Annotated in this window: 25 protein-coding genes; 10 read left to right on the top strand and 15 right to left on the bottom strand. The window is 38.6% G+C overall.

Going from position 1 to position 26,324, the window contains the following annotated elements:
* Positions 1 to 23: 23 nt before the first annotated feature.
* From H5161_RS01715 to gpmM, 3 genes are read right to left on the bottom strand one after another with little or no spacing between them, the layout of a single operon-like run.
* Positions 24 to 1,289, bottom strand: a complete 1,266-nt coding sequence (locus H5161_RS01715) for a S41 family peptidase (RefSeq protein WP_024597558.1) — start codon at positions 1,287 to 1,289, stop codon at positions 24 to 26.
* Positions 1,290 to 1,323: 34 nt separating this feature from the next.
* Entirely contained in the window at positions 1,324 to 2,463 is a 1,140-nt protein-coding gene (locus H5161_RS01710) for a murein hydrolase activator EnvC (RefSeq protein WP_024603730.1), read from the bottom strand.
* A gap of 3 nt (positions 2,464 to 2,466) precedes the next feature.
* Positions 2,467 to 4,011 (bottom strand): 2,3-bisphosphoglycerate-independent phosphoglycerate mutase, encoded by a 1,545-nt coding sequence (gpmM, locus tag H5161_RS01705; protein ID WP_002957786.1) that lies wholly within the window; start codon positions 4,009 to 4,011, stop codon positions 2,467 to 2,469.
* Between the two features lie 338 nt (positions 4,012 to 4,349).
* Between gpmM and H5161_RS01700 the strand changes: the two genes are divergently transcribed.
* From H5161_RS01700 to gpsA, 4 genes are read left to right on the top strand one after another with little or no spacing between them, the layout of a single operon-like run.
* Positions 4,350 to 4,781 carry a rhodanese-like domain-containing protein gene (locus tag H5161_RS01700; protein ID WP_002957784.1) on the top strand — a complete coding sequence of 144 codons (432 nt, stop codon included), beginning with the start codon at positions 4,350 to 4,352 and terminating at the stop codon, positions 4,779 to 4,781.
* Positions 4,782 to 4,812: 31 nt separating this feature from the next.
* Positions 4,813 to 5,070, top strand: a complete 258-nt coding sequence (gene grxC / locus H5161_RS01695; protein WP_002957783.1) for a glutaredoxin 3 — start codon at positions 4,813 to 4,815, stop codon at positions 5,068 to 5,070.
* Between the two features lie 34 nt (positions 5,071 to 5,104).
* Positions 5,105 to 5,590, top strand: coding sequence for a protein-export chaperone SecB (gene secB, locus H5161_RS01690; protein ID WP_002957782.1), 486 nt, complete (start codon positions 5,105 to 5,107; stop codon positions 5,588 to 5,590).
* 3 nt (positions 5,591 to 5,593) lie between these two features.
* Positions 5,594 to 6,601, top strand: coding sequence for an NAD(P)H-dependent glycerol-3-phosphate dehydrogenase (gene gpsA / locus H5161_RS01685; protein ID WP_024597561.1), 1,008 nt, complete (start codon positions 5,594 to 5,596; stop codon positions 6,599 to 6,601).
* A 68-nt stretch (positions 6,602 to 6,669) separates the two neighbouring features.
* Here the strand turns inward: gpsA and trmL are convergent, their stop codons facing one another.
* Complete coding sequence (gene trmL / locus H5161_RS01680; protein WP_002957780.1) at positions 6,670 to 7,134, bottom strand: tRNA (uridine(34)/cytosine(34)/5-carboxymethylaminomethyluridine(34)-2'-O)-methyltransferase TrmL; 465 nt, start codon at positions 7,132 to 7,134, stop codon at positions 6,670 to 6,672.
* Positions 7,135 to 7,294: 160 nt separating this feature from the next.
* Here trmL and H5161_RS01675 point away from each other — a divergent pair, with 160 nt between their 5' ends.
* Positions 7,295 to 8,158 (top strand): cation diffusion facilitator family transporter, encoded by an 864-nt coding sequence (locus H5161_RS01675; protein WP_182194048.1) that lies wholly within the window; start codon positions 7,295 to 7,297, stop codon positions 8,156 to 8,158.
* Here H5161_RS01675 and H5161_RS01670 read toward each other — a convergent pair.
* The 3 genes from H5161_RS01670 to H5161_RS01660 are packed head-to-tail and all read right to left on the bottom strand — an operon-like array spanning position 8,121 to position 11,154.
* A complete protein-coding gene (locus H5161_RS01670) occupies positions 8,121 to 9,068 on the bottom strand; it encodes an alpha/beta fold hydrolase (RefSeq protein WP_182768560.1) in 948 nt (315 codons plus the stop codon). The genes H5161_RS01675 and H5161_RS01670 overlap by 38 nt on opposite strands.
* Before the next feature lie 3 nt (positions 9,069 to 9,071).
* A complete protein-coding gene (locus H5161_RS01665; RefSeq protein ID WP_154903595.1) occupies positions 9,072 to 10,487 on the bottom strand; it encodes an ATP-binding protein in 1,416 nt (471 codons plus the stop codon).
* Positions 10,465 to 11,154 carry a response regulator gene (locus tag H5161_RS01660; protein WP_002957776.1) on the bottom strand — a complete coding sequence of 230 codons (690 nt, stop codon included), beginning with the start codon at positions 11,152 to 11,154 and terminating at the stop codon, positions 10,465 to 10,467. Before H5161_RS01660 ends, H5161_RS01665 begins: the two co-directional genes overlap by 23 nt.
* A gap of 164 nt (positions 11,155 to 11,318) precedes the next feature.
* On the opposite strand from H5161_RS01660, the gene H5161_RS01655 reads away from it, so the two are divergent.
* Positions 11,319 to 11,807 (top strand): periplasmic heavy metal sensor, encoded by a 489-nt coding sequence (locus H5161_RS01655; RefSeq protein WP_182695579.1) that lies wholly within the window; start codon positions 11,319 to 11,321, stop codon positions 11,805 to 11,807.
* A gap of 72 nt (positions 11,808 to 11,879) precedes the next feature.
* On the opposite strand, the gene yacG is transcribed toward H5161_RS01655, so the two are convergent.
* The 8 genes from yacG to nadC all read right to left on the bottom strand — a co-directional run bounded on the left by yacG (position 11,880) and on the right by nadC (position 20,710).
* On the bottom strand, positions 11,880 to 12,110 hold the full coding sequence (yacG, locus tag H5161_RS01650; RefSeq protein ID WP_002957774.1) for a DNA gyrase inhibitor YacG: 231 nt from the start codon (positions 12,108 to 12,110) through the stop codon (positions 11,880 to 11,882).
* A 111-nt stretch (positions 12,111 to 12,221) separates the two neighbouring features.
* Positions 12,222 to 13,898 (bottom strand): type IV-A pilus assembly ATPase PilB, encoded by a 1,677-nt coding sequence (gene pilB / locus H5161_RS01645; protein WP_149603263.1) that lies wholly within the window; start codon positions 13,896 to 13,898, stop codon positions 12,222 to 12,224.
* Positions 13,899 to 14,024: 126 nt separating this feature from the next.
* Positions 14,025 to 14,666 (bottom strand): dephospho-CoA kinase, encoded by a 642-nt coding sequence (coaE, locus tag H5161_RS01640; protein ID WP_182695578.1) that lies wholly within the window; start codon positions 14,664 to 14,666, stop codon positions 14,025 to 14,027.
* 1 nt (position 14,667) lies between these two features.
* Positions 14,668 to 15,561, bottom strand: a complete 894-nt coding sequence (locus H5161_RS01635) for an A24 family peptidase (RefSeq protein ID WP_182768559.1) — start codon at positions 15,559 to 15,561, stop codon at positions 14,668 to 14,670.
* 163 nt (positions 15,562 to 15,724) lie between these two features.
* Complete coding sequence (locus tag H5161_RS01630) at positions 15,725 to 16,954, bottom strand: type II secretion system F family protein (protein WP_182768558.1); 1,230 nt, start codon at positions 16,952 to 16,954, stop codon at positions 15,725 to 15,727.
* Positions 16,954 to 18,882: a sulfatase-like hydrolase/transferase gene (locus H5161_RS01625; RefSeq protein ID WP_182768556.1), complete on the bottom strand. Its 1,929-nt coding sequence runs from the start codon at positions 18,880 to 18,882 to the stop codon at positions 16,954 to 16,956. The genes H5161_RS01630 and H5161_RS01625 overlap by 1 nt, the downstream gene beginning before the upstream one ends.
* A 49-nt stretch (positions 18,883 to 18,931) precedes the next feature.
* The gene (locus H5161_RS01620) at positions 18,932 to 19,375 is read right to left on the bottom strand and encodes a pilin (protein ID WP_310737002.1); all 444 of its coding nucleotides are present in this window, start codon (positions 19,373 to 19,375) and stop codon (positions 18,932 to 18,934) included.
* 483 nt (positions 19,376 to 19,858) lie between these two features.
* Positions 19,859 to 20,710 (bottom strand): carboxylating nicotinate-nucleotide diphosphorylase, encoded by an 852-nt coding sequence (nadC, locus tag H5161_RS01615; protein ID WP_182193949.1) that lies wholly within the window; start codon positions 20,708 to 20,710, stop codon positions 19,859 to 19,861.
* A 326-nt stretch (positions 20,711 to 21,036) separates the two neighbouring features.
* On the opposite strand from nadC, the gene ampD reads away from it, so the two are divergent.
* The 4 genes from ampD to aceE all read left to right on the top strand — a co-directional run bounded on the left by ampD (position 21,037) and on the right by aceE (position 26,315).
* On the top strand, positions 21,037 to 21,591 hold the full coding sequence (gene ampD, locus H5161_RS01610) for a 1,6-anhydro-N-acetylmuramyl-L-alanine amidase AmpD (protein ID WP_182768555.1): 555 nt from the start codon (positions 21,037 to 21,039) through the stop codon (positions 21,589 to 21,591).
* A gap of 13 nt (positions 21,592 to 21,604) precedes the next feature.
* Positions 21,605 to 22,456 (top strand): beta-lactamase regulator AmpE, encoded by an 852-nt coding sequence (gene ampE / locus H5161_RS01605; protein ID WP_182768554.1) that lies wholly within the window; start codon positions 21,605 to 21,607, stop codon positions 22,454 to 22,456.
* Between the two features lie 352 nt (positions 22,457 to 22,808).
* Positions 22,809 to 23,558 carry a pyruvate dehydrogenase complex transcriptional repressor PdhR gene (pdhR, locus tag H5161_RS01600; protein WP_002957764.1) on the top strand — a complete coding sequence of 250 codons (750 nt, stop codon included), beginning with the start codon at positions 22,809 to 22,811 and terminating at the stop codon, positions 23,556 to 23,558.
* Between the two features lie 90 nt (positions 23,559 to 23,648).
* Positions 23,649 to 26,315, top strand: a complete 2,667-nt coding sequence (gene aceE / locus H5161_RS01595; RefSeq protein ID WP_002957763.1) for a pyruvate dehydrogenase (acetyl-transferring), homodimeric type — start codon at positions 23,649 to 23,651, stop codon at positions 26,313 to 26,315.
* The last annotated feature ends 9 nt before the right edge of the window (positions 26,316 to 26,324 follow it).

The raw sequence follows: 26,324 nt of genomic DNA, 5'->3' as shown, positions 1-26,324 counted from the left end.
TTTATTTATACAGCTTATACAAGCTATTGCATGCTGAGTAATTGTTTGGCTTTAACCAACTGTAAATCGGTTAGATTACCAGTAAGTAATTGCGCATTATTGTTAGTGTGTTCATTTTTTATTATAACGGCTTTATTACTTTGTGAAAGGTTTGTTTGATTAACCGCCACATCTGGGGTTATTCCTATTCCATCAATCGATTTACCTAACGGTGTGAAGTATTTCGCTGTGGTGAGCTTTAATGCGGTATTGCCATCACCGAGTGGAATGAGTGATTGTACAGAGCCTTTCCCAAAAGATTGGCTGCCAACAATGGTTGCTCGGTTATTATCTTTAAGTGCTGCTGCAAGTATTTCGGCTGCAGAGGCAGAATTTTCGTTTATAAGCACAACTATGGGCGCATTTTTTAGAATGTCTCCACGCTTTGCATAAAATGCTTGGTTAGCATCGTAAAAACGTCCTTTAGTCGTCACTATAGTGCCACTTTGTAAAAATAGGTCTGATACAGCCACTGCGCTTTGTAATGTCCCCCCTGGGTTATCACGTAAATCAATTACTAAGCCTTTAAGTGGGTAGCCAAAATGGCTTTGCAGGGCGGCAACTTGTAGTGCAACTTCATGTAATGTGTGGTTAGAGAAGTTATTGATAGCTATGTAACCAGTTCCAAAATCTAAAAGTTCGCTTGTTACACTTTCGAGGTTTATTTGGCGACGTGTGACATGAAAAGTGAGTGGGTTTTTATTGTTATCGCGATTTACAATTATATCTATATTCGAAAATTCACTGTCTCTTATTAGTGTTGCTACTTCGTCGATAGTACGGTTTTGAGCTGCGTTGTTGTTTACACTTACAATAATATCGCCTGGTAAAATACCTGCTGCTTTTGCGGGCGAATTATTAACCACGTTAACAATAGTCATATTCTCGTCTATGTTCTTAACTTCTATACCAATACCTGTGTAACGACCATTTGTATTATCAAATAATGAGGCTAACTCATACTCATTTAAGTACTTAGAATAGGAGTCGAGTTTTGAATATAAACGCTCAAACTGCTGGTTGTTATATTTAATATGGTGGCTATTTTGTAAGGTGAGATCTTCAACGTAATAGGTATGAATGTTAAAGAGTATTTCGTCTATTTGTTGTCTTTTAAGATCTTTAATTGAGCTTGCTAGTGCATTACTAGTAAAGGTAATTAGGGTTAGTAATACAAGTAAGTACAGACTTATATAAAAGTCTGCACTTTTTTTATTAACGGTATTTATTGTGTGTTTTTTAGTTGTCATCAGCTGCTCCAAGGCGGTGCAGCGATTTATCTAATTAAATACGTTTGCACCATTTTACAGGATTTACTGCGCGTCCTTTGTGCCGTATTTCAAAGTATAGACCAGAACTTGCCTGTCCGCCGCTTTGGCCTACTAAAGCGAGGGTTTCGCCTTCACGTACCATATCCCCTACATCTCTTAGTAGCGTTTGAGCGTGGCCATATAGGCTCATAAAACCTTCACCATGGTCTACAACAATTACCCATCCATAACCTTTTAGCCAATCGGCAAATACAACTTGGCCGTTGTGCACGCTATTAATATTAGTGCCTTCTTTTGCACCAATTAATACGCCTTTCCAATCAATACCACCATGCTTACGTTGGCCGAATGTGTGCTCTAACTTGCCTTTGCTCGGCCAGTCTAATTTGCCCTTGCTCTTATTTAGGCCAAGTAATTCTATTTTTTGTGTTTTTTCTTTTTCGAGCTCTTTAATCGTTGTTACTAAAGTTTGTTGGTTTTCTTTTAAATAATTTATTGAGCTTTTAGTGCTGTTGAGCTGAGCTTGTAAGTTTTTAAGATTAGCTTGGCGTTCACTTTGTGCATTAAGTAATGCAGTTTGGCGCCTTTTTTGTTCATCAAATAAAAGCTCTAGTTTTTCTTGCGTTTTAACGAGCTCTTCTTGGTTTTGTACTATTTGCTGTTGAAGATCTTTTAGATCTTCGATTTGTTCAATACGGGCTTTATTTAAGTAATTGTAATAGCTAAGTGTGCGCTCAAACTTGGCTGTGTCTTCTTGATTCAACAGCATTTTAGAGTAGTCGTCGCCACCGGCCATATAGGCACTTTTGAGTTGCGCGGCTAAAATTTTCTGAAACTGAGTGTGTTTTTTATCAAGCTCATCGGCTTTACTTTGTAACTCTTTTTGCTGTGTTTTAGTCTCTTTTACGGATTGCTCTGCCATGTTAAGTGCTTTAGCATTTTTAGCTATATCAAGTTCATGGCTTTTTAGATTTTTTTGTAGCGACGCTATTTTTTTTCTTTGGGCGTTATATTCAGCTTGGCTTTGCTCAAGTGCATTTTGAACCTCTGATAAGTCTTTTTTAGTACGATCTTCATTAGCAACTGCAGATGCAGCCACTAATGAAGTTAGTATCAAACCGCACTTAATTAACCGGTTAATACGTTTGTTCATGTGTTATTTCAACATCATGATAGGCGTACCAGTCATTTCTTTTGGTTGCTCCATACCCATTAAGTGAAGCATTGTTGGGGCTACATCACTCAAGGCTTTACCTTGCATTGGCTCTGCATCGCGACCAACATAAATAAAATGCACCGGTTCGCTAGTGTGGGCAGTATGTGCTTGGCCTGTTTTGAGATCAGCCATTTGCTCAGCATTACCATGATCGGCTGTAATTAGTGCTTCACCACCAAACTCTTCTAGCGCATCAACAACACGTCCGATACAGCTATCTACAGCTTCACAAGCTTTAACAGCGGCTTCAAATACACCTGAGTGACCAACCATATCGCCATTAGGGTAGTTACAAATAATAGCATCGTATTTACCGCTTTTAATTGCTTCTACCAGTTTGTCGGTTAGCATTTCTGAGTTCATTTCAGGTTGTAGGTCGTAGGTTGCTACTTGCGGCGAAGGAATTAGCTCGCGTGTTTCACCTTTAAATTCGCTTTCACGTCCGCCACTAAAGAAAAATGTAACGTGTGCGTATTTTTCGGTTTCTGAAATACGAAGCTGTGTTTTATTATTTTTTTCAAACCATTCACCGAGTACGTTTATTAGTGGTGTAGGTCCAAATGCAACAGGTGCGTCTATATCGGCTGCATACTCTGTCATCATTACAAATGCGCTAAGCTCTGGCGTTCTTTTTTTAGTAAAACCATCAAATTCAGGCTCAACAAAAGCGCGGGTAATTTCGCGGGCTCTATCTGCTCTAAAGTTAGCAAAAATAACGGTGTCACCATCGTTTATTGAAGCCGGAGTGGCACCTGTTGGCGTAATAGTCGTAGCTGCTACAAACTCGTCGTTTTCGTCGCGCTCGTACGCTGCATTAAGTGCTTCAACACCATTATCAAAATTAAAGTCGCCTTCGGCGAGCGTCATTACGTTGTAAGCTTTTTCTACACGGTTCCAACGGTTGTCTCTGTCCATTGCGTAGTAACGGCCAATAAGTGATGCTAAACGTCCGCACTTAAGTTTACTAAATAACGCTTCAATTCGTTCGATTGATGCTTTTGCGCTACGTGGAGGTGTGTCACGGCCATCTAAAAATGCATGGAAATAGACTTCTTTAGCACCACGTTTTGCCGCTAGTTCGATACTTGCAACTATATGATCTTCATGGCTATGCACACCACCTGGGCTTAAAAGACCCATTATGTGAACCGCTTTACCAGCACTTACTGCTTTGTCTATGTTTTCAACTAAGGCTGGGGTTGAATCAAACTCGCCATCGTTAATTGCTTTGGTGATACGGGTAAAATCTTGATACACAATGCGCCCAGCACCTAAGTTTACATGGCCAACTTCTGAGTTGCCCATTTGACCATCAGGAAGACCAACATCTAAACCCGAAGCAGATATTAATGTGTGTGGGCGGGTGGCCCATAAGTTGTCTAATACAGGTGTGTTAGCTGCAAGAATAGCATTACTTTGCGTATCTTCGCGGTGTCCCCAACCGTCTAAAATCATTAATACCAGTGGTTTTTTATGCTCTGTCATAATAGCTCCTGAAAATTAGTATCTGTTGATGGATACTGTGCACCTAAAAAGGTTTATTAGCGTGGTTTTAGCATACCGTGTTTTTAAGCTAGGATCAGCATTGAAAACAAGATATTAAATATTTTTACTTATACCTTATTGACTAACATGAACTCTGCTTGAGATAGATTTATTATCCAGAGTTCTGTTAACTATATATGGGGGGCTTTATCGTTTTTTAAACGTCTCTAAGTGCTCCTAAACTCGCATTTTAGGTTGGTTTGGGTATACTTGCGTGGCTAAAGTACAAAATAATTAAAACATCACGTTTTAAAACATAATTTCATAGTGGAAGTAGAATGGATCAATATATTGAATTTATTACAAATCATCCCATTTTAAGCCTTGCTTGGGTTGGTATTGTTTTCCTTATTGTTAGTGGCTGGATAAAGAGTAAGCTTTCAGCTGTTCGTCAAATAAATCCCCAGCAGCTTACGTTACTTATTAACCGTGATGACGGTCAAGTAATCGATATACGTGCGCAAAAAGAGTTTAATGCAGGGCGTATTTCTGGTGCTGAGCACTTAAGCCCAGAGAATGCGAAAAAATCTGACTTTTCAAGCCTTGAAAAGTACAAGACTAAACCCATTATAGTTGTATGTACTACAGGTATGACTGCCCAAGGTACTGCAGCCGCTATGAGTAAAGCTGGTTTTGAACGAGTTTACTTATTAGCAGGTGGCATGGGTGCGTGGCAATCTGCCAGCTTACCAACTACAACAGGTCGCTAATCAGTTTAGCTAGGCCGATAGAGGATTTATTATGAGTAATGTTGTTTTATACACCAAGGCGTATTGTCCATTTTGTCAGCGTGCTCTTTCGCTTTTAAACAGCAAAGGCGTTGAATACACAAATTATGATATTGGTGTGCAGCCTGAGCTACGCGATGAAATGATTGCCAAAGCAGGTGGTGCAAGCACAGTACCGCAAATTTTTATTAATGATGAACATATCGGTGGCTGCGACGACATGATGGCTATTGAAGCGCAAGGTAAACTTGACGCTAAGCTAAACGCTTAATTTAATTATAATAACGAACAAGTTAGGAATAACAATGAACGAAGAAAATCAAAACGTAGCAGCTGCTGAAGCTGGCGCACAATTTACTATTCAACGCATTTACACTAAAGATGTATCGTTTGAAACGCCAAACTCTCCGGCCATCTTTCAAAAAGAATGGACACCAGAAGTTAAGCTAGACCTAGATACACGCTCAAACAAGTTGGACGAAGGTGTATTTGAAGTTGTTTTAGCGCTAACTGTAACTGCATCTATTGGTGAAGAAACTGCGTTCTTATGTGAAATTCAACAAGCAGGTATTTTTACTATTGCTGAAGTTGAAGAAGTGCAACTTGCGCACATGCTAGGTGCATTTTGTCCTAACGTGTTATTCCCATATGCACGTGAAGCTGTTTCAAATCTTGTTAACCGTGGTACTTTCCCACAGCTTAACCTTGCGCCAGTTAATTTTGATGCGTTATTTGCACAATACATGCAACAACGTACTGCGCAAGCTGACCAGGCTTCAGCAGACGCATAACTTATGAGTACAGCAACTACAGCTGTTACTGTATTAGGGGCGGGGTCTTACGGCACCGCCCTTGCTATTTGTTTAGCCCGAAATGGTCACCAGGTGACACTTTGGGGAAGAAATAGCGACGACGTTGCCACGCTTGCAGCTGAGCGGAAAAATCAACGTTACTTACCTGATGCTCCTTTCCCAGATACTCTTACTCTTGAAGCTAACCTACAACATGCCGTTGCTAGCAGTGCTATTGTACTTGTTGTTGTGCCAAGCCATGCTTTTGGCGACACGCTTGCGCAGATAAAACCTGCATTGCAAGAGGGTGCTAAAGTAGCGTGGGCAACTAAAGGGCTTGAGCCTAATACTGGACGTTTGTTACAAGAAGTTGCTTTGCAAGAATTGGGTGATGACATACCACTTGCGGTACTTTCGGGGCCTACGTTTGCAAAAGAAATGGCGATGGGGTCACCTACAGCTATTTCAGTGTCTTCTACGTCACCTGAATTTGCGCAGCAACTGGCTGATTTACTTCATTGTGGTCGCTCATTCCGTGTGTATAACAATGATGACTTTATTGGTATACAGCTCGGTGGTGCGGTTAAAAATGTAATTGCAATTGGTGCCGGTATTTCGGACGGTGTAGGTTTTGGTGCTAATGCGCGTACCGCGCTCATTACCCGAGGCCTTGCAGAGCTCACTCGTTTAGGCTGTGCTTTGGGTGCTAAGCCAGAAACCTTTATGGGAATGGCAGGCCTTGGTGATTTAATACTAACCTGTACAGATAACCAATCACGTAATCGTCGATTTGGTTTGGCGTTAGGTAAAGGCGAGAGTGTTGATGCTGCTATTGAGTCTATTGGCCAAGTAGTTGAAGGCTTTAGAAACACTAAAGAAGTGTATTTACTAGCGCAGCGTGCTGGCGTAGAAATGCCAATCACAGAGCAAATTTATAAAGTACTTTATGAAAATAAAGACATGAAAGAAGCCGCTATGGCTCTTTTAGGACGAGAACAACGCGCTGAATAAGCGCTTGAGCTAGGCCTTAACTAAAAAACCGACATTATGTCGGTTTTTTATTGCCTAACGGATTATATTTACTGGGCGTTAGGGAAGCCCAACTGACGCCACGACTCGTAAACAAACACGGCGACTGCATTTGACAGGTTCATACTACGACTATTTGCTTGCATAGGAATACGTACACGCTGATCGTTTGGTAATGCTTGAATCATTTCATCAGGCAGGCCGCGTGTTTCAGGACCAAACACTAAACAGTCGCCAGCTTCGTAACTTGCTTCATGATGAAATTGACTGCCTTTAGTTGTACAGGCATACACTTTTTTAGGTTTGCATTTCTCAAGGTAGTCCTCAAATGAGGCATGGCGTTGAACATGGCTAAATTCATGGTAATCAAGGCCCGCACGTTTCACGCGTTTATCGTCCCATTCAAAACCTAATGGCTCAATTAAATGTAATGCATAGCCAGTATTGGCACATAGGCGAATAATATTACCTGTGTTAGGCGGTATTTCAGGTTGGTATAAAACAATATCCAGCATAATGAGCCTTATAAAATAATCTGTAGTTTGACGAAGGGCAGTATACACGAAACCTTTTAAAAAAATGATATACTCAACACATTCAATACAGTGATTAATGGATACACGCGTGCATAACCGTAGCTACGAATTTTGGGTTAAAACTTCCAGCATTGTTACCATGGTCATGGTTAGCTTAATGATCGGCGCAAAAACATGGGCCTGGCTGGCTTCTGGCTCGGCTTCAATGCTTGGCTCGTTAACTGATTCGTTAATGGACATTACTGCCACCGCTATGAGCTTTTTAGTGTTGGGTTACGCACTGCGCCCAGCAGATGATGACCATAGATTTGGACACGGAAAAGCTGAAGCACTTGCAGGACTTGGCCAAGCCGCATTTATTGCAGGCTCAGGTTGCCTACTTGCTTTTCATGGTATTGAGCGATTATTTAACCCTATACAGTTAAGCCATTCTTTATTAGGTGTGTGGGTAAGTATTTTTGCTATTGCGTGTACGCTCGTCATTGTATTTGTACAAAACAAAGTGGTTAAGTATACCGATTCAATTGCTATAAAAGCCGACTCAGTACATTACAAAGGCGATTTAATATTAAACGCTGCTGTGCTGTTAGCTATTTTATTAGCTTATTATGGCGTGTTGTATGCAGATCCTATTTTTGCAATAGGTGTAGCGGGTTACTTACTTTATAACAGCTGGGATATAGCTCGCGATAGTGCCGATCACTTAATGGATAAAGAGCTCCCGGATGACGAAAAACAAAGCATATTTGACATAGCCAGAGCCCATGCTGATGTGCATGGCGTGCATGACATTCGTACTCGCCAAGGCGGTAAAGTTAAGTTTATTCAAATGCACTTAGAGCTTGATGATCATTTAAGTTTGATTCGCGCGCACAATGTGGCTGATGAAGTAGAGGCAATGCTCAAAGAACGTTTTGAGTCGGAGGTAGATATACTGATCCACCTCGACCCTTTGTCAGTACTTGTTAAGCCGTCACCGAATCACAAAATTGATAAAAGTTAGTTAATAGCGGCTTTCGAATTTCGTCACGTTCAAAAAGTAGCTCGTGTTTAGCGCCTTCAAAACTCTCAATCGTTGCATGAGCATGCCTTTTTGCAAGACTGTACTGTGCTTCGTTGTTTACCACTGTATCGCTAGCTGCACTTGCTATAAACAAAGGGATTGGTACGTTTAGGTTATCAACAGACTTTAAAAACGATATCGTAGCTGCTAGCCAGCCAAACGTAACGCCACCTAATTGTATGTTAGGTTCTAATTTATAGGTTTGCCTAAAGTAGGTGTAACGCTTCTCGCTGCTAGTAAGTACGTTTTCGGTAAATGGGATCGGGTTGTAGTTGCCTTGTCCAAATGCATAGCAAGAATGTAAACCAAGTAAAGTGGCTAATTTAACAATAAACTTCGTTGGTATTTTTGGTACGTCTTTTGTAAAAATATCAAACATAGGAGCAGACAAAAACACGCCTTTATAGCTATTTTCAAATTTTGCTAAATAATCAATAGCAATGGCGCCACCCATTGAATGAGCTAGCATGACTTTTTTACCTTGCCAATGCTTTGAAACTATTTGCTGATCAAAGTTATTTAGGTCACTGCTGTAGTTATTATAATGTTTTACAAAGCCTTTATGTTTATTTTTAAGGTGCCTGTAAGAGCGGCCCTGACCTTGATGATCCATAATAAACACAGCAAAATTATTACTATACAGCTCCCATAGCAGTTCTTTATATTTTTCTAGGCCTTCAATACGCCCTGTACTTACTACTATTGCGGTTGTCGCGTTTTTAGGGATTGCGTATGCGTAAAATAGCTTTCCTGATGGCGTATCTAAATAGCTTTTAATTAAATTTGAAGTATAAAAAACATTAATGGCCTCTTGATTGCTCTCAAGCTGGGCTTCTGAACTATAAAACATGCTTTACTCTTTTATTAATGGCAAGGTTATATTAGCACACAAGCCACCTAGTTCTTTATTTGATAATACTAAACTGCCACCATGCGCAGTAATAGCATTTTTAGCAATCGCCAGCCCTAAACCCGTACCACCACTTACGCGATCCCGCGCATCTGATTGCCTAAAAAAGGGCTCACAAAGCTTGCTCAGTTGATCATCGGGCACACCAGAGCCATCATCACATATTTCTATATAAATGGCATCTGTGTGCTTTAGAGTAATGCTAATTGTATTGTTTGCGTATTTAATAGCGTTACGAAGTAGGTTTTCAAGCGCACTGGCAATAAGTGTTTCGTCGCAATTAATATTTACCTCTACAGCGCCCACTATATTTAGCTGCTTATTATTTTGTTTTGCTTCAAACTGCGCATCGTTAATAACGTGATCTACAATTATTTGTAATGATTGTTTTTGCAGTGAAAGCGCTTGGCTTTTTGCTTCTAAGCGAGAAACTTGCAGCACGTCTGCAATCATCTTATCAAGTTGGTTTGCTTCTTTTTCTATGCGTAATAAATACGATTGGCTAGCGTCGTTAGCTTGCATTTGCGCAAGACCGGTAGCCATTTTTAAACGCGTAAGGGGCGAGCGTAACTCATGTGATATGTCGGCTAATAAGCGTTTTTGTGAACTAATTAAAAGCTCTAGCTGATTGGCCATGCTGTTAAAGTCTCGCCCAAGTATTCCCAGCTCATCTTTTCGGTTTACAGAAATGTCGGCTCTTGCGCTTAGGTTGCCCGCTGATAGTTTAATAGCTGCTTTTTTAAGACTATTTATAGGGGCTATTAAGTTACGGCTAAATACAAAGCTTAAAATAAGAGAGGCAACAATTGCGATGACTATTTTCATCCAATTAGGCATAAGCTTAAAGCGCATTAATAGCGGCGGTTGATGGTTAATATCTATTTCATAAAGATAAAAACTCCCTTCAGGCACGTTTATATTAACAGGGCCGAAGGCTTGATATTTTTCAGTAAAAATAATTTGTGGTGACATATTTTGAGTAAAGTTTAATAAACTTAAGTCGATGCTCTCTGGCACCTCTTTACTACTAAGGGAGTCTTCGCTTTGAGCTGCGCTTAAGTATAAAAGTTTACGCTTTGATAGGCGAGGGTGTACTAATACATCGCTTAGGCTGCGCTTATGTTTAATAGCAGTGCGCTCAATACTTTTAGCGGTATATATTAAGTTTTTTTTCATAGGGCCATAAAGCGGCTCGTTAGTTACCGCGTTAATAGCGGTAATGTTACTTAAAAATATAAGCGCTGCAACGGTGCCGATTATAGTTAACCAAAACCAAATAAATATTTTAAAAAACAGGTAGTGCCCAGGGTGTTTTAACCAAGCAAAGTAAGTGCTTTTATTCGCCTTGGATAAAGACATAACCCGTACCTCTCATTGTTTTAATTCGCTCACCTGGAATATGCTCTGCTATTTTTTTGCGGATATTACTTACATGCATATCGATAGAGCGATCAAAAGAAGCTAAGCGCCTACCTAGTACTTCTTCACTAATTTGCTCTTTACTAACCACTTCACCTGCATTTTTACACAATAGCGTGAGTATTTCGTACTCTGTACCAGTAAGCGTTAGTGTAGAGCCGTCTATTGAGGCCTCTCGAGCTGCAAGGTTAACAGTAATGCCATTAACGAGTAACTTACTCGTTGTAGCTACATTTAAGCTATTAATGTGCTCTATACGGCGAGTTATCGCTTTTACGCGGGCAAGTAATTCACGATGATTAAAAGGCTTTGGAATGTAATCGTCAGCGCCTAGCTCTAGACCAAAAATACGGTCAAAGTCTTCACCTTTTGCTGTAAGCATTATTACCGGTGTGAGTTTTGTTTGCCTAAGTTGTTTAAGTACTTCAAAACCATCAAGCGTTGGTAACATTACATCTAGCAATATCAGGGCGTAGTCATTTGCTTGTGCTAGTTTAAGGCCTTGTTCACCGTCGTGTACGCTTTGTATTTCAAAGCCTTGGGCAGTTAAATATTCACTTAATAGCTCACAAAGGCCAGTGTCGTCATCAATCATTAATAGTTTCATTTACAAACCCTTAGAGTTGTTTATAGCGTTATTTTACCCGCTAAATAGTGCAAAGGTGAATCTTTACACAACCTTTACACTGCTTTGCGTTACTTTGCGTTGAGTTAGGTATAGTTAACTCACTGGCTTAGCAGCCACAACCACCCAATATTAAGGTAATGATTATGACTAAATTAAACACACTTTCAAAATTAGTACTTATCTGTGGCTTAGCAACAGCAACGCTTGGTGCTGGTAGCGTGTTAGCTAAAGGCGACGGACATAAGCAAGGCCATTCTCAAGCTCGTTTTTTACTTTCTGAGCGCGGCGTTGAAAAATTAAACCTAACAGATGAGCAGCAAACTAAGCTAAAGGCTATTTTTGAAGCGCAAAAAACACAAATGAAAGCACTGCGTGGCGACGATAAAGAAGCCCGTAAAGCGATGCGTGAAGCGCACAAAGCAAAAATGGATGCATTACTTTCGGCTGCAACATTTGACGAAAATGCAGCAAAAGAGCTATTAAATGAACGCCGCGAAAAAGGTGAGCAATTTGGTTTAATTAAACTAAAAACACAACACCAAGTAATGCAAGTGCTTAACGCTGAGCAAAAAGAGAAGTTTGCTAAAATGCAAAAGCGTATGAATAAAAAGCACCGTAAACAAAAAAGTTAATTTTACTTTTTTGTAAATACTAAAAAACCAGCGTAATGCTGGTTTTTGTATTTAGGGCATTATGAAGATAAATTATTTAAAAAAGTCATCTTCATTTTTAGCCATCATTGCCTCAATATCTTCTATCATGTCTTGGCTAAACTCTTCAGCCGAGGTAATTGGTGCAGAAATTTTATTATTTTCGAACGACCATTCACCTAAATCAATTAGTTGGCAGCGCTTTGAGCAAAAAGGGCGAAATGGGCTTTGCTCTGACCATTCAACTTTAGTTTTACAGGTTGGGCAGTTTACAACAGTAGGCATAAATTACTCTCTACAAATTTTTGGTGCATATTACATTACTTAGATATGAGTCTCTAGATATAAGGCTCTGAGCTTAAAGCTTAGAGCCTTATATCTTTGACTGTGGGACTTTTAAAAATTGGTTACGCGGTTAATTTCACCAAGGGATGTAAGGCCATCGGCTGCTTTGCGTAAACCCGATAAACGTAAATTATTAAAACCGGCTTTAAGTGATACGTCTGCTATTTCAAGCGAATTACCACCGCGCATAATAATTTGGGCAATTTCAGGAGTAATTTGCATTACTTCGTAAATACCCACACGCCCTTTGTAACCATCAGTACAGCTATCACACCCTTTAGGCATATATAACGTCATTTCTTCAATTTGCTCGGCACTAAATCCTTGGCGAGCAAGTTCTTCACTCGGAAGTTGTTCTGGCGTTTTACATTTAGGGCATAAACGACGTGCTAAACGCTGGGCTATTATTAAGCTAATCGAACTTGCTACGTTATAAGCGGGTACACCCATATTTAATAATCGAGTGATTGTTTCCGGCGCTGAGTTTGTATGCAATGTTGATAAAACCAAGTGACCTGTTTGCGCCGCTTTTATTGATATTTCTGCGGTCTCTAAGTCACGTATTTCACCTACCATAACTACATCAGGATCTTGACGTAAAAATGCGCGCAGTGCGTTGGCAAAAGTCATGTCGGCTTTAATATTTATTTGTACTTGGTTTACACCTTCAAGGTTAATCTCAACCGGATCTTCCGCAGTACTAATATTGCGCTCAGGTTGGTTTAGTATATTTAAACCTGTGTATAGCGATACGGTTTTACCAGAACCCGTTGGCCCTGTTACAAGTATCATCCCTTGAGGCTGGGCAAGCGCATCCATATAGAGCTTTTTCTGCTCAGGCTCATAGCCTAATACATCAATGCCTAACATAGCGCTTGATGAATCAAGGATACGCATTACTATTTTTTCGCCCCACAAGGTAGGCATGGTACTTACACGAAAGTCGATACTTTTGCGTTCAGTAATTTTTAGTTTTATTCGGCCATCTTGTGGTTTACGTTTTTCGGCAATATCGAGTCTCGACATAACCTTAATACGCGCAGAAAGCTTGGTGGCTAATGTATTGGGTGGGCTTGCAACTTCATGCAAAATACCATCAATACGAAAGCGAATACGGTACTTGTGCTCGTATGGCTCAAAATGTAAATCAGAGGCGCCTTTTTTAATGGCATCCATTAAAATTTTGTTGATATATACGATGATAGGCGCATCATCTTTGTCGTCATCTTGTGGTGCTGTATCTCTTTGGCTTTCTGAGTCTAAGTCAGCAAATTCTTGAAACTCGTCATCAGTTAGATTTAAGCTGCCAGTGGCATCTAGCAATTGCTCAATTTTGTTATCGAGTTGAATATAATCAACAACAACAATTTCGCATGAAAGACCGGTACTAAACTCAAAGTTTTCGAATGCGCCGTAATCTGTTGGGTCTGATGCTGCTATATAAACTTTTCGATCTTTTTGAACAAGCGGTAAAATGTGATGTTTACGTATGAGTTTTTCTTTTACGAGATCGGCCGGGATTCTTGTAGGATCAAAATCTTTTAAATCAAAATAAGGTACGCGAAACAAATCAATACATTGTTCAGCTAAATCTTTACTATCGATTTTTCCACATTTAGAAATAAGCTCAGCTGTTGAGGCAAATTCATTTTGTTTGTTTTTAACCGTGTCGGCATCAATGCGGCCAAGGGTTATAAATTTTCTCAATAACGGTGAGTTAATATTCATTGCGCACCTGTTTTATTCCTTCAATAGTAAGCAATTTATCAGAAAAAAGAAGGTGATTACATCACCTTTCATTCTTTGTTGTGATTTTACTAACTAAAATACGAGTTTGTGTGAGTTAGGACAGTGTTAATGTGAGTTAGTTTTGTTGTGTAATGCATATTGTAGGTACTTTTTATGCAGATCAACAAGTTCTATATGCACTAGGTTTAAACTACGGTCGTTATTTAAAATATCATCCGCTTTTTGCTGTTTATCGGCACGTGACATTTGCGAGGCAATAATACTTTTAACTTGCTCACGACTAGTGTTGTCACGTTTTGCTGTACGCGCTATTTGTACACAGCTTGGTACGTCAATAAGTAAGGTATGGTCGCAATATTTATCAAGGTTGTTTTCAAATAATAAAGGCGCTACTAAAACAACATAAGGGCTAGTTGCACTATTTAAATCGTTTAGTATTTTTAACCGAATAAGAGGGTGTAGCAACGCATTAAGCCATTCTTTGTCACTGTTGTTAGTGAATATTTTTGCGCGCAATTCTGCTCTATTTAATGTGCCATCAGGCAATAAAATATCTTTGCCAAAGTGTGCTGTAATCGCTTTTAGCCCTTTGCTATTTGGGAGTACGACTTCACGCGCAATTATATCGGCATCAACTATTGTAATCCCAAGCTCTTCAAACATGTTACTGATGGCCGTTTTACCACAGCCAATACCGCCTGTTAAGCCTAATACCCAGCTGTTTACTTTAGTTATTTGCTCACTCATTTTAATAACCAATTAAATTAAAATAAGCGCCTTGAATTTGGTTGCCCCAAAGCATGGTGATCCAGCCTGCTATAGCTAAATAAGGGCCAAAAGGGATAGGGGTCGCTTTGTCTTTACCTTGTATGCTCAACAGCGCAATACCTATAATGGCACCTACTACGCTCGAAAGCAGAATAATAGAGAGTAATGACTGCCAGCCAAGTAACGCCCCAAATACAGCGAGTAGTTTAAAGTCGCCATAACCCATGCCTTCTTTACCGGTTAGTAACTTAAATAACCAAAACACGCTCCATAAGCTTAAATAACCGCAAGCCGCACCAATAATGGCATCGGTTGGTGTAATTGTGTAACCCATTACCGAGGCAATGAGTGCAAGCCATACTAGCGGAAGTGTAAGTTGATCTGGCAGTAACATGTGGTCAATATCAATAAAGGTCAGAGCTACCAATATCCACGTTACAAAAATATATAAAAGGGCTTGCTCGGTCGCACCAAAGCTATAGGCAACAATTAAACTTAATAGGGCAGTAATTAGCTCTACAGCAGGGTATCGGACCGAAATAGGATTACTGCAGCTTGCGCATTTACCTTTAAGTATTAACCAACTAATAATAGGAATATTCTGCCAAGGCTTAATGGCTGTTTTGCATTTAGGGCAGGTAGAGTTGGGTTTTACTAAGTTAAAAGGCTTATTGATATTGGCTTGTTTAGATTTATTAGCTGAAAGCTCATCATCTAGCAATATGCGGCATTCGCTTTGCCACTCACGTTGCATCATCAACGGTAAGCGATAAATAACCACATTTAAAAAACTACCAATACATAAACTAATTAAGCCAATAGTGGTTAAATAAAACCACAACTGGCTTTGCATTACTTCAATAATACTTTGCATTATGTTACCTGAAAACTGTTCTAAAAGATTAAGTGTCTAAAAATTAAGTGAAATTATTATCACAAAGAGAAATAAAAGAGAGTAAATGAGAAGACATTAATAGCCACACCTTATCAAAAAAGTAAGCCTCTCTTTTGTTTCTGTAAATTGTTAATTTTAGTAATTAAATAACAGAGCCAAGTTGGAAAATAGGTAAGTACATTGCAACAATCAAGCCACCAACAAGTACACCGAGTACAGCCATAATAAGTGGCTCAAGCAAGCTCGATAGGCCATCTACTGCATCATCAACTTCTTGCTCGTAAATAGTCGCTACTTTAGCAAGCATACCATCTAGTGAGCCAGATTCCTCACCAATCGCGACCATTTGTATTACCATGTCAGGAAATATTTTTGAGTTACGCATTGCCCAGTTCATCTGGTTGCCAGAGCTTACCTCTGCTTTGATGTCTAAAATAGCATATCGGTATACTGCATTACCTGAGGCACCGGCAGCAGAATCAAGCGCATCAACCAGCGGCACACCAGCAGCAAACGTAGTCGAAAGAGTTCGTGCATAGCGAGCAACAGCCGCTTTATTTAATATCATGCCAATTACAGGGAGTTTTAGTATGGCTCTGTCTGTAGCATCTCTGAGTTTTAAACTTCTTAATTTAGCCTCTTTAAATATCCATCCAGCTGCAATTACAGTAATTAGTGCAACCCACCAATACTCTTGCATAAACTCTGATATACCAATTACAAACAATGTAAACGCGGGAAGTTCTGCACCAAAGCCAGCAAAAATATCTTGAAACTGCGGTACTACAAATATAAGAAGTATTGAGGTAACTATTAAAGCTACAACTAAAACAGCTATGGGGTAAAACATCGCTTTTTTAATTTTAGATTTTAGTGCTTCTGACTTTTCTTTATAAAGTGCAACGCGGTCAAATATCTTATCAAGTGAACCTGATTGTTCGCCTGACGCCACTAAATCGCAGTATAAATCATCAAAATAGCGGGGGTGTTTTTTAAGTGCTGTTGATAGTGGCTGGCCTGCTTTTACTTCATCCGCAATAGTATCCATTAACTTGGCGATACTTTTATTAGTTGAACCTGTGCCAATCATCTCTATTGATTGTATTAGCGGTACGCCAGCTAATAACATAGTTGCTATTTGGCGGGTAACAAGTGCTATATCTTTTGGTGTTATTTTTTGAACACTTTGAATGCCAAATAACGGTTTTGCTTTACGCTTTACTTTTGAGGGCGTAATGCCTTGCTTTCGAAGCTGTGCTTTTACTAATGCAATGCTATTCCCAGCCAGCTCCCCTTCAAGACGCTTCCCTCTAGCACTAACCCCGATCCACTGGAAAGTATCTAAACTTTTTTTATTTAATTGCTTAGCCATTATAGTTCCTTTATGGATTGATTGTACACATAGCTTAAATTACTACATGGTTCTACTTGCGCAACTGTTACTTCTTCAAGATAAAGGCTACACAGTTTATCTAATAGTTCTACCTTTAACCTTGCGTTTGGAAAATCAATGTCTTTATATAAAATATTACTTTCTAAGTCGGTGATGTAAATCTGATTAGCATGTTCTGGATAAATAGATAATTGCCATTTATCAAAAATAATTCCCCTTTGTTTCGAGTTTACAGCTTTTTGATATAGGCTTTTTTTAATAATAACTTTACCTAAAGGGTCTATTTCAAATAAGTTAGCATTTTGTTCAATAGTCCCATTTATATCGACTGTGCCTTTACTATTAAACATTGGTTGTAATGAACTTTCTAAAGGAATATCTCTTTGCTTCTTAACTTTTAAAATACTTTGACCATTAAATTCTTTTTTTACGTCTAACTTTAAAATATCAATAATTGTTGGTGTAATGTCTGACATTGCATAGTTTAGTTTAGTTCTTACGTCCCCAAATTCTGATAGTTTATTGTTTGTAAAGTACTTAAAGCTAAGTAAGGTTTTATATTGGGAATTTGAAACGATTGATGTTCCATGACCTGCTAAATTTATTATTTGTGAATTTTCATTATGCTTTGGAGTATCTATATCTCTAGAAAAGCTCTCACCATGATCTGAAATGATAAAAATCAGAGCGTTTTTTAATAACCCTTTACTTTTTAAATTGAACATATAGCTTGCAACTTGATCATCTACCATTTTTATTGATTCTAAATATTTGTGGTAGTTATTTTTTAAGTGATTAGTTTTATTGTTTGTCTTGTAAGGCCAATGTGGCAATGTGAAGTGACTAGCCACAAATACAGGTTTTTCAAAAGGATGTAAGCTTACGTTTATTATTTTATTAAACCTTGTAGGATCATAAGTAACCCATACAGCCCTGTTATTCTGTAAATGTGGCATAAAATAGTTAAAAAATTTCAATTTAGATGTAAGAGCGAGTAAAGGGAGGTCAACAAATTTAGACAAGATAAATTCTGCAGCTGTAGCTGGTGGACCAATTACTTTATCGAAAAAAAATCTTTCATCTATATTATTAAAACGTCTTTCATCTTGTATGTAATAATTTGTATAGCCGGCATTTTTTAAATAGTAAGGCAATGCTTTAGTTAAATCTATTTGGTTAAAATTAGTAAGATTTAAACGAGCTTTATTAGTTAAAGGGTAGTCACCTGTTAAAATACTTACCCATGAAGGGAATGTCCTTGCTACGTGTGTGTAGGTATTTGGTAGATATATTGATTCATCAATAAAACTTTGTAAAAAAGGAGTTTGTTTTTCATTTATTTCATCTTGATTTAAAGAATCAATACCAATGATAAATACATTCGGTTTGCTAGTCGTTTGTATCTCATTGTTTACATTAATGGAGGCTATTTCAGGAACCAGTAGTATTAAAATTATGAATGAAGTAATCTTGATGTTTTTGGATATGAAAAAAGATGACAATAACAATATCGAAAAAAATAGTAGCATTATTATTATTAAAGTTTTATTTGCTAGGCTAGGGTGACTAAAAAATAAGTCATGATAAAAGTAGCTAGATAGACTGAAAATTGTTATTGATAAAAGTAGCCATGTCAAAATTAAACAGAATAGAGGAGAGATTTTATTTTTAGCTACTTTTTCCAAGTTATTAGATACAACATAAGCGACTAAGCCTATAAGTATTATAGATAATAATCCCCCAATAAAAAATACAGACACTTCATATAAAAAAGGACCGTTGGACAAAGCGTTCGAAAGCTTTCTCCCGGCCGATTTAATACCTAGACTTTGTGAATCTAAACTAGTATACCAATTAAAAAAGGTAAATATGAACAAGAGGGAAGATATAAGTAAGTTGATTGACATGATGATTACTTAAAAGCGCAGATTCTATAATCTGCGCTTGGTAAATATATTACCTACAGTTAGCAGGTAAGTAATTTGCTTGTACAGGCTTAGTTGCTCCTGCAGCACACGACCAAGTAATCGATCCACCTTTTGAAGATATGCTAGGAGTTAAAGCGAGTGTTGTACCAGCTTCAACCTTGCTATTATAAGCTACTGTTATTACGCCATTTGCACTAACTGTTACAGTATCTACAGCATTACCAGTGATATTTGCAGCAAGAGGCAGCCCTGCGTCAGTATTAGATGTCGGCCATGTTCCTTCAGATACATAATATTCCGTCACAGCACCTTTCGCACCGGCAGCCAAGTTAAGACCTTCACTAACATGTGCGCGTTTTGTATAATCTTGATAAGCAGGCAGTGCTACTGCAGCAAGAATACCGATGATTGCTACAACAATCATTAATTCAATTAGGGTGAAACCCTGTTGTTTTTGAGTCATTGTTTTCATGTTTCCTCTCCTAAAGGATAGATTTTTGTAACTTAAATCACTTAAGCGGCAAAATGCCTCACTCAATTTAACTGATTTACTTTACAGTTTTACTTAAAATTAATTTTATTACACTTTAGCTTTAGAGTATGAAACACAAAAGCCGAATGTGAATTCATTATGTTTAGTACTAATTATAAAAGTTTACTAAGTGCACTACATGTTGTAGCAACAAATAGTATAGGCATAAAGTAAGTAGTTTAGTTGCTTTAGTTTTTAATTATGTCTTTAAAAACTAAAGGCACTAGTTATTTATGACTATCTTTTTAAATAAAATAGTACAACAGAATTAGTCTACCATTTTATTTTAGTATTTAGCACGTATCTTCTTATAAAAAAGCGATTTTATTTAACAATTTGTTACAAAGTAAGCCTTTTGGGTTATTTAATGCTTTTTTACTTAACTTGTCAATTAATTAGCGGTATTAATTACCCATTATTGCTTTAAAATTGTTCAAAACGCATCGACAAATCTATTGATTGTAAGTTTTTTGTTAATGCCCCGCTTGATATAAAATCGACACCTGCTTGTGAATAAGTTTTGAGCGTTTCTAAAGTCATATTGCCTGAAACCTCTAGTTTTGCGCGCTTATTGGTTAAAATTACAGCTTGCTTAATTTGCTCTACGCTAAAGTTGTCTAGCATAATTATGTCGGCGCCAGCTTCAATTGCTTGCTTAAGTTCTGGGAGGGACTCTACTTCTACTTCGACAGGTTTGTTTGGGTGATTTTGTTTAGCTTGAGCAACGGCTTTGTTTATTGTGCCACAAGCCGCTATATGATTTTCTTTAATTAAAAATGCGTCAAATAAACCAATACGATGATTTGCACCGCCGCCACATTTTACTGCGTATTTTTGAAGTGCTCTAAGGCCTGGTATGGTTTTGCGTGTATCGAGTAGTTGCGTTGTTGTGCCGCTTAGCTCTTTTACATAATGTGCTGTAGTAGTGGCTGTACCCGATAACGTTTGTACAAAGTTAAGTGCAGTACGCTCGGCAGTTAATATTGAACGCGCTGAACCAGTGGCTGTAAATAATGTGCTGTTTGCTTTAACTGCGTCGCCATCATTAATAAGTACATTAACCTTAACGCTTGGGTCTACTTGTTTAAATACTTCAAGGATGATGTCTTTTCCGCAAAAAATACAGTCTTCGCGGGTGATTACTTTGGCGTTTGCTTGCTCATTTTGAGGGATCAATTGCGCGGTAATATCGCCTTCTTGTGCTGTTTGATAATTTAAATCTTCGTCAAGTGCAAGAGTAACAAGCTGAGTAATAAGAGTGTGCGAAATAGACATGGAATGCTCATAAGCGTTAATAAATTAGGCAAATTTTACTATGTTTATAAAAGAAAGAGAAGCGATTGCCTTTTCACCAATATAAAGATAAGCGCGTATAGTAAATTAGTATCTACGTGTGGGTTTGTATTATCTGTAGGTGAGGTTTTATACCTCGCTTTTAATTTCAAAATTTACGTTACATGAGCAGACGTAAATTAGTACCTACGTGTGGGTTTGAATTATTTGCAGGTAGGGTTTTATACCTGTTTGTTACTATCATTGTTTTAATAAATCCTTTAGCATCAGTACTATGTATATCTTGATATTTATATAATAAACGTATCATGAAAATAGATTTAAACGGTGTTTTAAGTACTGTAGCGCAGCGGCCTTGTTCGCATTTTGATGAGCGCCCTGATGAGGCTGATATTTCTTTACTGGTTATTCACAATATATCTTTGCCAGCAGGGCAGTTTGGTACACCTTTTGTTGATGAGTTATTTATGGGTAGCATTGACTGCAATGCTCACTCGAGTTTTAGTGACTTAAAAAATTTACGTGTATCGGCCCATTGTTTTATAAAGCGCACCGGTGAGGTTATACAATACGTGCCTTTTGAAAAGCGCGCTTGGCATGCAGGGCAATCTGAGTTTGAGGGGGTACCTGCTTGTAATAACTTTAGCATTGGCATTGAGCTTGAAGGTACCGACACCGCTCCATATTCTTTAGCACAGTACAAAACATTAACTATTATTAGTAAATCTATAATGCAACGCTATCCAAAAATTACCCCTTCGCGTATTGTTGGGCATTGCGATATTGCCCCTGGGCGTAAAACAGATCCTGGCAGTAGCTTTAATTGGCCATTGTTTTTTAATATGCTTGAACAACTAAGTTAAGAGAGTTATTCCCATGATTTTAGTTTCTATAATAATTGCATTAATACTAGAGCGCTTAGGCGCTCGATCTAATTACTGGCAGATAAGTTATTACGCAAATGGTTATTTAAATCGCTCTAATAAGCTACTAGGTGACAAAGGATTATTTAGTTCTGCACCGGGCTTTTTAATTTGGCTGTTACTTCCAGTAATAGCAATAGCGTTTATTTATTGTTTATCTGATTTTGTACTATGGCAGTTAGCTATTAATATCGCGGTGCTTTTGGTTTGCTTTGGTTGTGCTAAGCAGCGTGCTTTATATAAGTCGTATTTAAATGCGTTAACGCGAGATGACGGTACTGCTGCATCTTTATATGCGTTGCAAATAGGTCAAAAGCGTACAGAAGACGAAGAAAGTGGCGAGACTTTTGGGCAAACATTGGCGTGGGTAAACTTTAGATTTTACTGTGCGGTTATTTTTTGGTTCGTTGTTTTAGGCGCGCCAGGTGCGGTTTTATATGCACTGGTACGTACTTTAGCTGATTTAGTACGAGAAGATCATAAAGTAATATTTGCTAAGCGTTTTAAACTTATACATAAACTATTGTTTTGGCTCGACTGGTTGCCTGCACGCATCACCAGCTTTGGCTATTTAGTAATAGGTAACTTTAATAAAGGCACAAGTTGTTGGCTACGTTACGTGCTTAACTTTAAGTCTCCAAATCGCGAAGTAGTAACATGTACTGCACTTGCTGCAGAGCAAGTTGAAAAGCGTTATTACGGCTGTACCTACGAAGCCACGTGTATGATTAAGCTTGTTAAGCGTAATGTATTATTTTACTTAGTACTTATAGCGTTGCTTACATTATTTGGTGGGCTGTCTTAAGTTAATACTTTTTTAATAAAGTACCTTATGCAATGTAAGGTGCTTTAATCTCTTCCTGCAGTTTTTAAGTACAATGAAATAGAGCTAATATTCTAATTTATTCTGGTCAGACCAATTGTTTTCATCCCAAATACGTTATAACAATTTTTGTAAATTGCGCATTGTTTGATCTTCGTTCAAAATGCGTTACGCTACTTTAATTGCTCAAACTACCTGTAAATTGACAGCTAATAGTGTTTTTGATACCGTATTGAAAATTTTTGGTATGACCAATTTACCTTTTGGGTAAATCATACTACTTAAAGCCCCGTTTTATGGGCTCTTGGTATTTATACAACGCGGACGTTGATTCATGTCTTTAAAGATTAAAGCGGCAAAATTATCTGATGTTATTTTACAGCAACTTGAGAATATGATTCTTGAAGGCTCGTTAGCACCAGGTGAAAAGTTGCCACCAGAGCGTGAACTAGCAAAGCAGTTTGAAGTGTCTCGCCCGTCACTGCGTGAGGCAATTCAAAAATTAGAAGCTAAAGGTTTAGTTACGCGTCGCCAAGGTGGCGGCACGTTTGTAAAAAATCAGCTCGAAGAAGGGCTTACTGATCCACTTTTTGATTTGATTAGTAAACACCCTGAGTCGCAGTTTGATTTACTTGAATTTCGTCATGCATTAGAAGGGATTGCTGCTTACTACGCAGCACTGCGCGGGACCAGCAACGATTTTAGCAAAGTAAAACAAAGCTTTGATGAAATTGCCTTAGTTAATGATGATTTACAGCAAAAAGCAAAAGCAATTAATGCATTTCACTTTAGCGTGGCAGAAGCCTCGCACAATGTGGTGTTACTGCATTTAGTTAGAGGTATGAAAGCGCTGCTTGAGCAAAATGTATTGCAAAATTTAACTGTTCTATTAAAAAAGTCAGATATTAGCAGTCAGTTAGCCCAACACAGGCGTTTATTAATGGATGCCGTTATTGACGGTAATCCAGAACAAGCCCGTTTAGCAAGTAATGCGCACTTAGCATTTATCGAAGAAGCACTACTTGAAGCAGGCAAAGAACATTCGCGAATTGAACGTAGTTTAAGACGCACTAAACAAAATTAAGTTAGTACATAACTACTTTGAACACACAAATTAAGTAGCTGTGATATTAAATTAACAATATTCGTATTTTAAACATAAGGAAACCTCCATATGTCTGAAGTCAATAAAATTGACGTAGACGCGCTAGAAACACAAGAGTGGTTACAAGCTCTTGAATCAGTTGTGCGCGAAGAAGGTGTTGAACGAGCTCAGTTTTTACTTGAGCAAGTATTAGAGCAAGCCCGTTTAGACGGCGTTGATATGCCAACGGGTATTACCACGAACTACGTTAATACTATTCCTGTAGATCAAGAGCCTGCTTACCCAGGTGATGTAAATCTTGAACGTCGTATTCGTTCAATTATACGTTGGAACGCGATTATGATCGTTCTACGTGCATCTAAAAAAGATCTCGACTTAGGCGGCCATATGGCGTCTTACCAATCATCTGCTGCTTTTTATGAAGTGTGTTTTAACCACTTCTTTAAAGCACCAAATGATGTAGACGGTGGTGACTTAGTTTATTACCAAGGTCATATTTCTCCAGGTATTTATGCACGAGCATTTGTTGAAGGTCGTTTATCGGCTGCGCAACTAGATAACTTCCGCCAAGAAGTTGATGGCGAAGGCTTACCATCGTACCCACACCCTAAGTTAATGCCTGAGTTTTGGCAGTTCCCTACGGTATCAATGGGCTTAGGTCCTATTTCATCAATTTATCAAGCACGATTCTTAAAATACTTAGATGGTCGTGGCTTAAAAGACACTAAAAACCAACGTGTATATGCGTTTTTAGGTGACGGTGAAATGGATGAGCCGGAATCACGTGGTGCTATTTCTTTCGCTGCACGTGAAAAACTAGATAATCTTTGCTATTTAATTAACTGTAACTTACAGCGTTTAGACGGCCCAGTTATGGGTAACGGTAAAATTATTCAAGAGTTAGAAGGCTTGTTTAAAGGCGCTGGCTGGAACGTAATTAAACTTGTATGGGGCAGCGGTTGGGATATTCTGCTTGCTAAAGACACTACAGGTAAATTACTTCAATTGATGAACGAAACAATTGATGGTGATTACCAAACTTACAAAGCTAAAGATGGCGCATACGTGCGTGAGCATTTCTTTGGTCGCTACCCTGAAACAGCTGCCCTTGTTGCAGATATGACAGATGACGAAATTTTTGCGCTTAAGCGTGGTGGTCATGAGCCATCAAAACTATTTGCTGCATTTAAAAAAGCAGAAGAAACAAAAGGTCGTCCAACTGTAATTCTTGCTAAAACTGTAAAAGGTTACGGCATGGGTGAAGCAGCTGAAGGTAAAAACATTGCGCACCAAGTGAAAAAAATGGACATGTCGCATGTTGCACATTTACGTTCACGCCTTGGTCTTGATGACTTAGTATCTGAAGAGCAATTAAAAGAATTACCATACCTAGAGCTTGAAGAAGGTTCACCTGAGTACAAGTACCTACATGCGCGTCGTGATGAGCTTAAAGGTTACACACCTAAGCGTATTCCACGTTTTAGTGAAAAACTTACGTTGCCAGAAGTAGATGCATTTAAGCCACTACTTGAAGAGCAAAAGCGTGATATATCTACTACTATGGGCTTTGTTCGTGCACTTAATATCTTATTAAAAGATAAAGGCATTGGTAAAAATATCGTACCAATTATTGCAGATGAAGCGCGTACATTTGGTATGGAAGGTTTATTCCGTCAAATCGGTATTTACAACCCGCATGGCCAAAACTACACGCCACAGGATCGTGATATTGTTTCTTACTATAAAGAAGCAACTTCAGGTCAAGTATTGCAAGAAGGTATCAATGAGTTAGGTGCTATGTCGTCATGGGTTGCTGCTGCAACTTCATACAGCACTAACGATTTACCAATGATCCCATTCTACATTTACTACTCTATGTTTGGTTTCCAACGTGTTGGCGACATGGCATGGATGGCGGGCGATCAACAAGCACGTGGTTTCTTATTAGGTGCTACAGCGGGTCGTACAACGCTAAATGGTGAAGGCTTACAACACGAAGATGGTCACAGCCACATTCTTGCAAACACGGTCCCTAACTGTGTTTCTTATGACCCAACTTACGCGTTTGAAGTTGCAGTTATTGTACAAGACGGTATTCGTCGTATGTACGGTGACGACCAAGAAAATATTTACTACTACCTAACGCTTATGAACGAAAACTACCATCAGCCAGCTATGCCAGAAGGCGCTGAAGAAGGTATTCGTAAAGGTATTTACAAGCTTGAAAGTTACGAAGGTAAAAAAGCCAACGTACAGCTATTAAGCTCAGGTACTATTATGACTGAAGTGCGCAAAGCTGCTTCAATCCTAAGCGAAGAATATGGTATTGCATCAGATGTTTACTCAGTAACATCTTTCAATGAGCTAACGCGTGATGGTCAAGATGTTGAGCGTTTTAACATGCTTAATCCTGAAAGCGAGCAAAAAACAGCATTTATCACAAGCGTATTAAACGACTCTGTGACTGTTGCAGCAACGGATTACATGAAAAACTACGCAGAACAAGCGCGTTCATTCATTCCAAGCAGCAACTACAAAGTGTTAGGTACAGATGGTTACGGTCGTTCTGATAGCCGTGAAAACCTACGTCGTCACTTTGAAGTTAACGCAAGCTACGTTGTTGTTGCTACGTTATCTGAACTTGCTAAACGCGGTGAAGTTGAGAAGTCAGTAGTTGTTGAAGCACTTAAAAAGTTCAACATCGACACTAACAAACTTAACCCACTGTACGCATAAGAGGTTTGC

Source organism: Pseudoalteromonas sp. SG43-5 (genome assembly GCF_014164345.1).
Classification (GTDB): domain Bacteria; phylum Pseudomonadota; class Gammaproteobacteria; order Enterobacterales; family Alteromonadaceae; genus Pseudoalteromonas; species Pseudoalteromonas distincta.
Note: the sequence above shows the minus strand (reverse complement) of the source record. Positions and strands in the feature narration are given on the sequence as shown.

What these genes read in the sequence shown, in the direction of transcription:
- H5161_RS01715 (WP_024597558.1), bottom strand. Translation starts at nt 1,289, where the DNA reads ATGACAACTAAAAAACACACAATAAATACCGTTAATAAAAAAAGTGCA.
- H5161_RS01710 (WP_024603730.1), bottom strand. Translation starts at nt 2,463, where the DNA reads ATGAACAAACGTATTAACCGGTTAATTAAGTGCGGTTTGATACTAACT.
- gpmM (WP_002957786.1), bottom strand. Translation starts at nt 4,011, where the DNA reads ATGACAGAGCATAAAAAACCACTGGTATTAATGATTTTAGACGGTTGG.
- H5161_RS01700 (WP_002957784.1), top strand. Translation starts at nt 4,350, where the DNA reads ATGGATCAATATATTGAATTTATTACAAATCATCCCATTTTAAGCCTT.
- grxC (WP_002957783.1), top strand. Translation starts at nt 4,813, where the DNA reads ATGAGTAATGTTGTTTTATACACCAAGGCGTATTGTCCATTTTGTCAG.
- secB (WP_002957782.1), top strand. Translation starts at nt 5,105, where the DNA reads ATGAACGAAGAAAATCAAAACGTAGCAGCTGCTGAAGCTGGCGCACAA.
- gpsA (WP_024597561.1), top strand. Translation starts at nt 5,594, where the DNA reads ATGAGTACAGCAACTACAGCTGTTACTGTATTAGGGGCGGGGTCTTAC.
- trmL (WP_002957780.1), bottom strand. Translation starts at nt 7,134, where the DNA reads ATGCTGGATATTGTTTTATACCAACCTGAAATACCGCCTAACACAGGT.
- H5161_RS01675 (WP_182194048.1), top strand. Translation starts at nt 7,295, where the DNA reads ATGGTCATGGTTAGCTTAATGATCGGCGCAAAAACATGGGCCTGGCTG.
- H5161_RS01670 (WP_182768560.1), bottom strand. Translation starts at nt 9,068, where the DNA reads ATGTTTTATAGTTCAGAAGCCCAGCTTGAGAGCAATCAAGAGGCCATT.
- H5161_RS01665 (WP_154903595.1), bottom strand. Translation starts at nt 10,487, where the DNA reads ATGTCTTTATCCAAGGCGAATAAAAGCACTTACTTTGCTTGGTTAAAA.
- H5161_RS01660 (WP_002957776.1), bottom strand. Translation starts at nt 11,154, where the DNA reads ATGAAACTATTAATGATTGATGACGACACTGGCCTTTGTGAGCTATTA.
- H5161_RS01655 (WP_182695579.1), top strand. Translation starts at nt 11,319, where the DNA reads ATGACTAAATTAAACACACTTTCAAAATTAGTACTTATCTGTGGCTTA.
- yacG (WP_002957774.1), bottom strand. Translation starts at nt 12,110, where the DNA reads ATGCCTACTGTTGTAAACTGCCCAACCTGTAAAACTAAAGTTGAATGG.
- pilB (WP_149603263.1), bottom strand. Translation starts at nt 13,898, where the DNA reads ATGAATATTAACTCACCGTTATTGAGAAAATTTATAACCCTTGGCCGC.
- coaE (WP_182695578.1), bottom strand. Translation starts at nt 14,666, where the DNA reads ATGAGTGAGCAAATAACTAAAGTAAACAGCTGGGTATTAGGCTTAACA.
- H5161_RS01635 (WP_182768559.1), bottom strand. Translation starts at nt 15,561, where the DNA reads ATGCAAAGTATTATTGAAGTAATGCAAAGCCAGTTGTGGTTTTATTTA.
- H5161_RS01630 (WP_182768558.1), bottom strand. Translation starts at nt 16,954, where the DNA reads ATGGCTAAGCAATTAAATAAAAAAAGTTTAGATACTTTCCAGTGGATC.
- H5161_RS01625 (WP_182768556.1), bottom strand. Translation starts at nt 18,882, where the DNA reads ATGTCAATCAACTTACTTATATCTTCCCTCTTGTTCATATTTACCTTT.
- H5161_RS01620 (WP_310737002.1), bottom strand. Translation starts at nt 19,375, where the DNA reads ATGAAAACAATGACTCAAAAACAACAGGGTTTCACCCTAATTGAATTA.
- nadC (WP_182193949.1), bottom strand. Translation starts at nt 20,710, where the DNA reads ATGTCTATTTCGCACACTCTTATTACTCAGCTTGTTACTCTTGCACTT.
- ampD (WP_182768555.1), top strand. Translation starts at nt 21,037, where the DNA reads ATGAAAATAGATTTAAACGGTGTTTTAAGTACTGTAGCGCAGCGGCCT.
- ampE (WP_182768554.1), top strand. Translation starts at nt 21,605, where the DNA reads ATGATTTTAGTTTCTATAATAATTGCATTAATACTAGAGCGCTTAGGC.
- pdhR (WP_002957764.1), top strand. Translation starts at nt 22,809, where the DNA reads ATGTCTTTAAAGATTAAAGCGGCAAAATTATCTGATGTTATTTTACAG.
- aceE (WP_002957763.1), top strand. Translation starts at nt 23,649, where the DNA reads ATGTCTGAAGTCAATAAAATTGACGTAGACGCGCTAGAAACACAAGAG.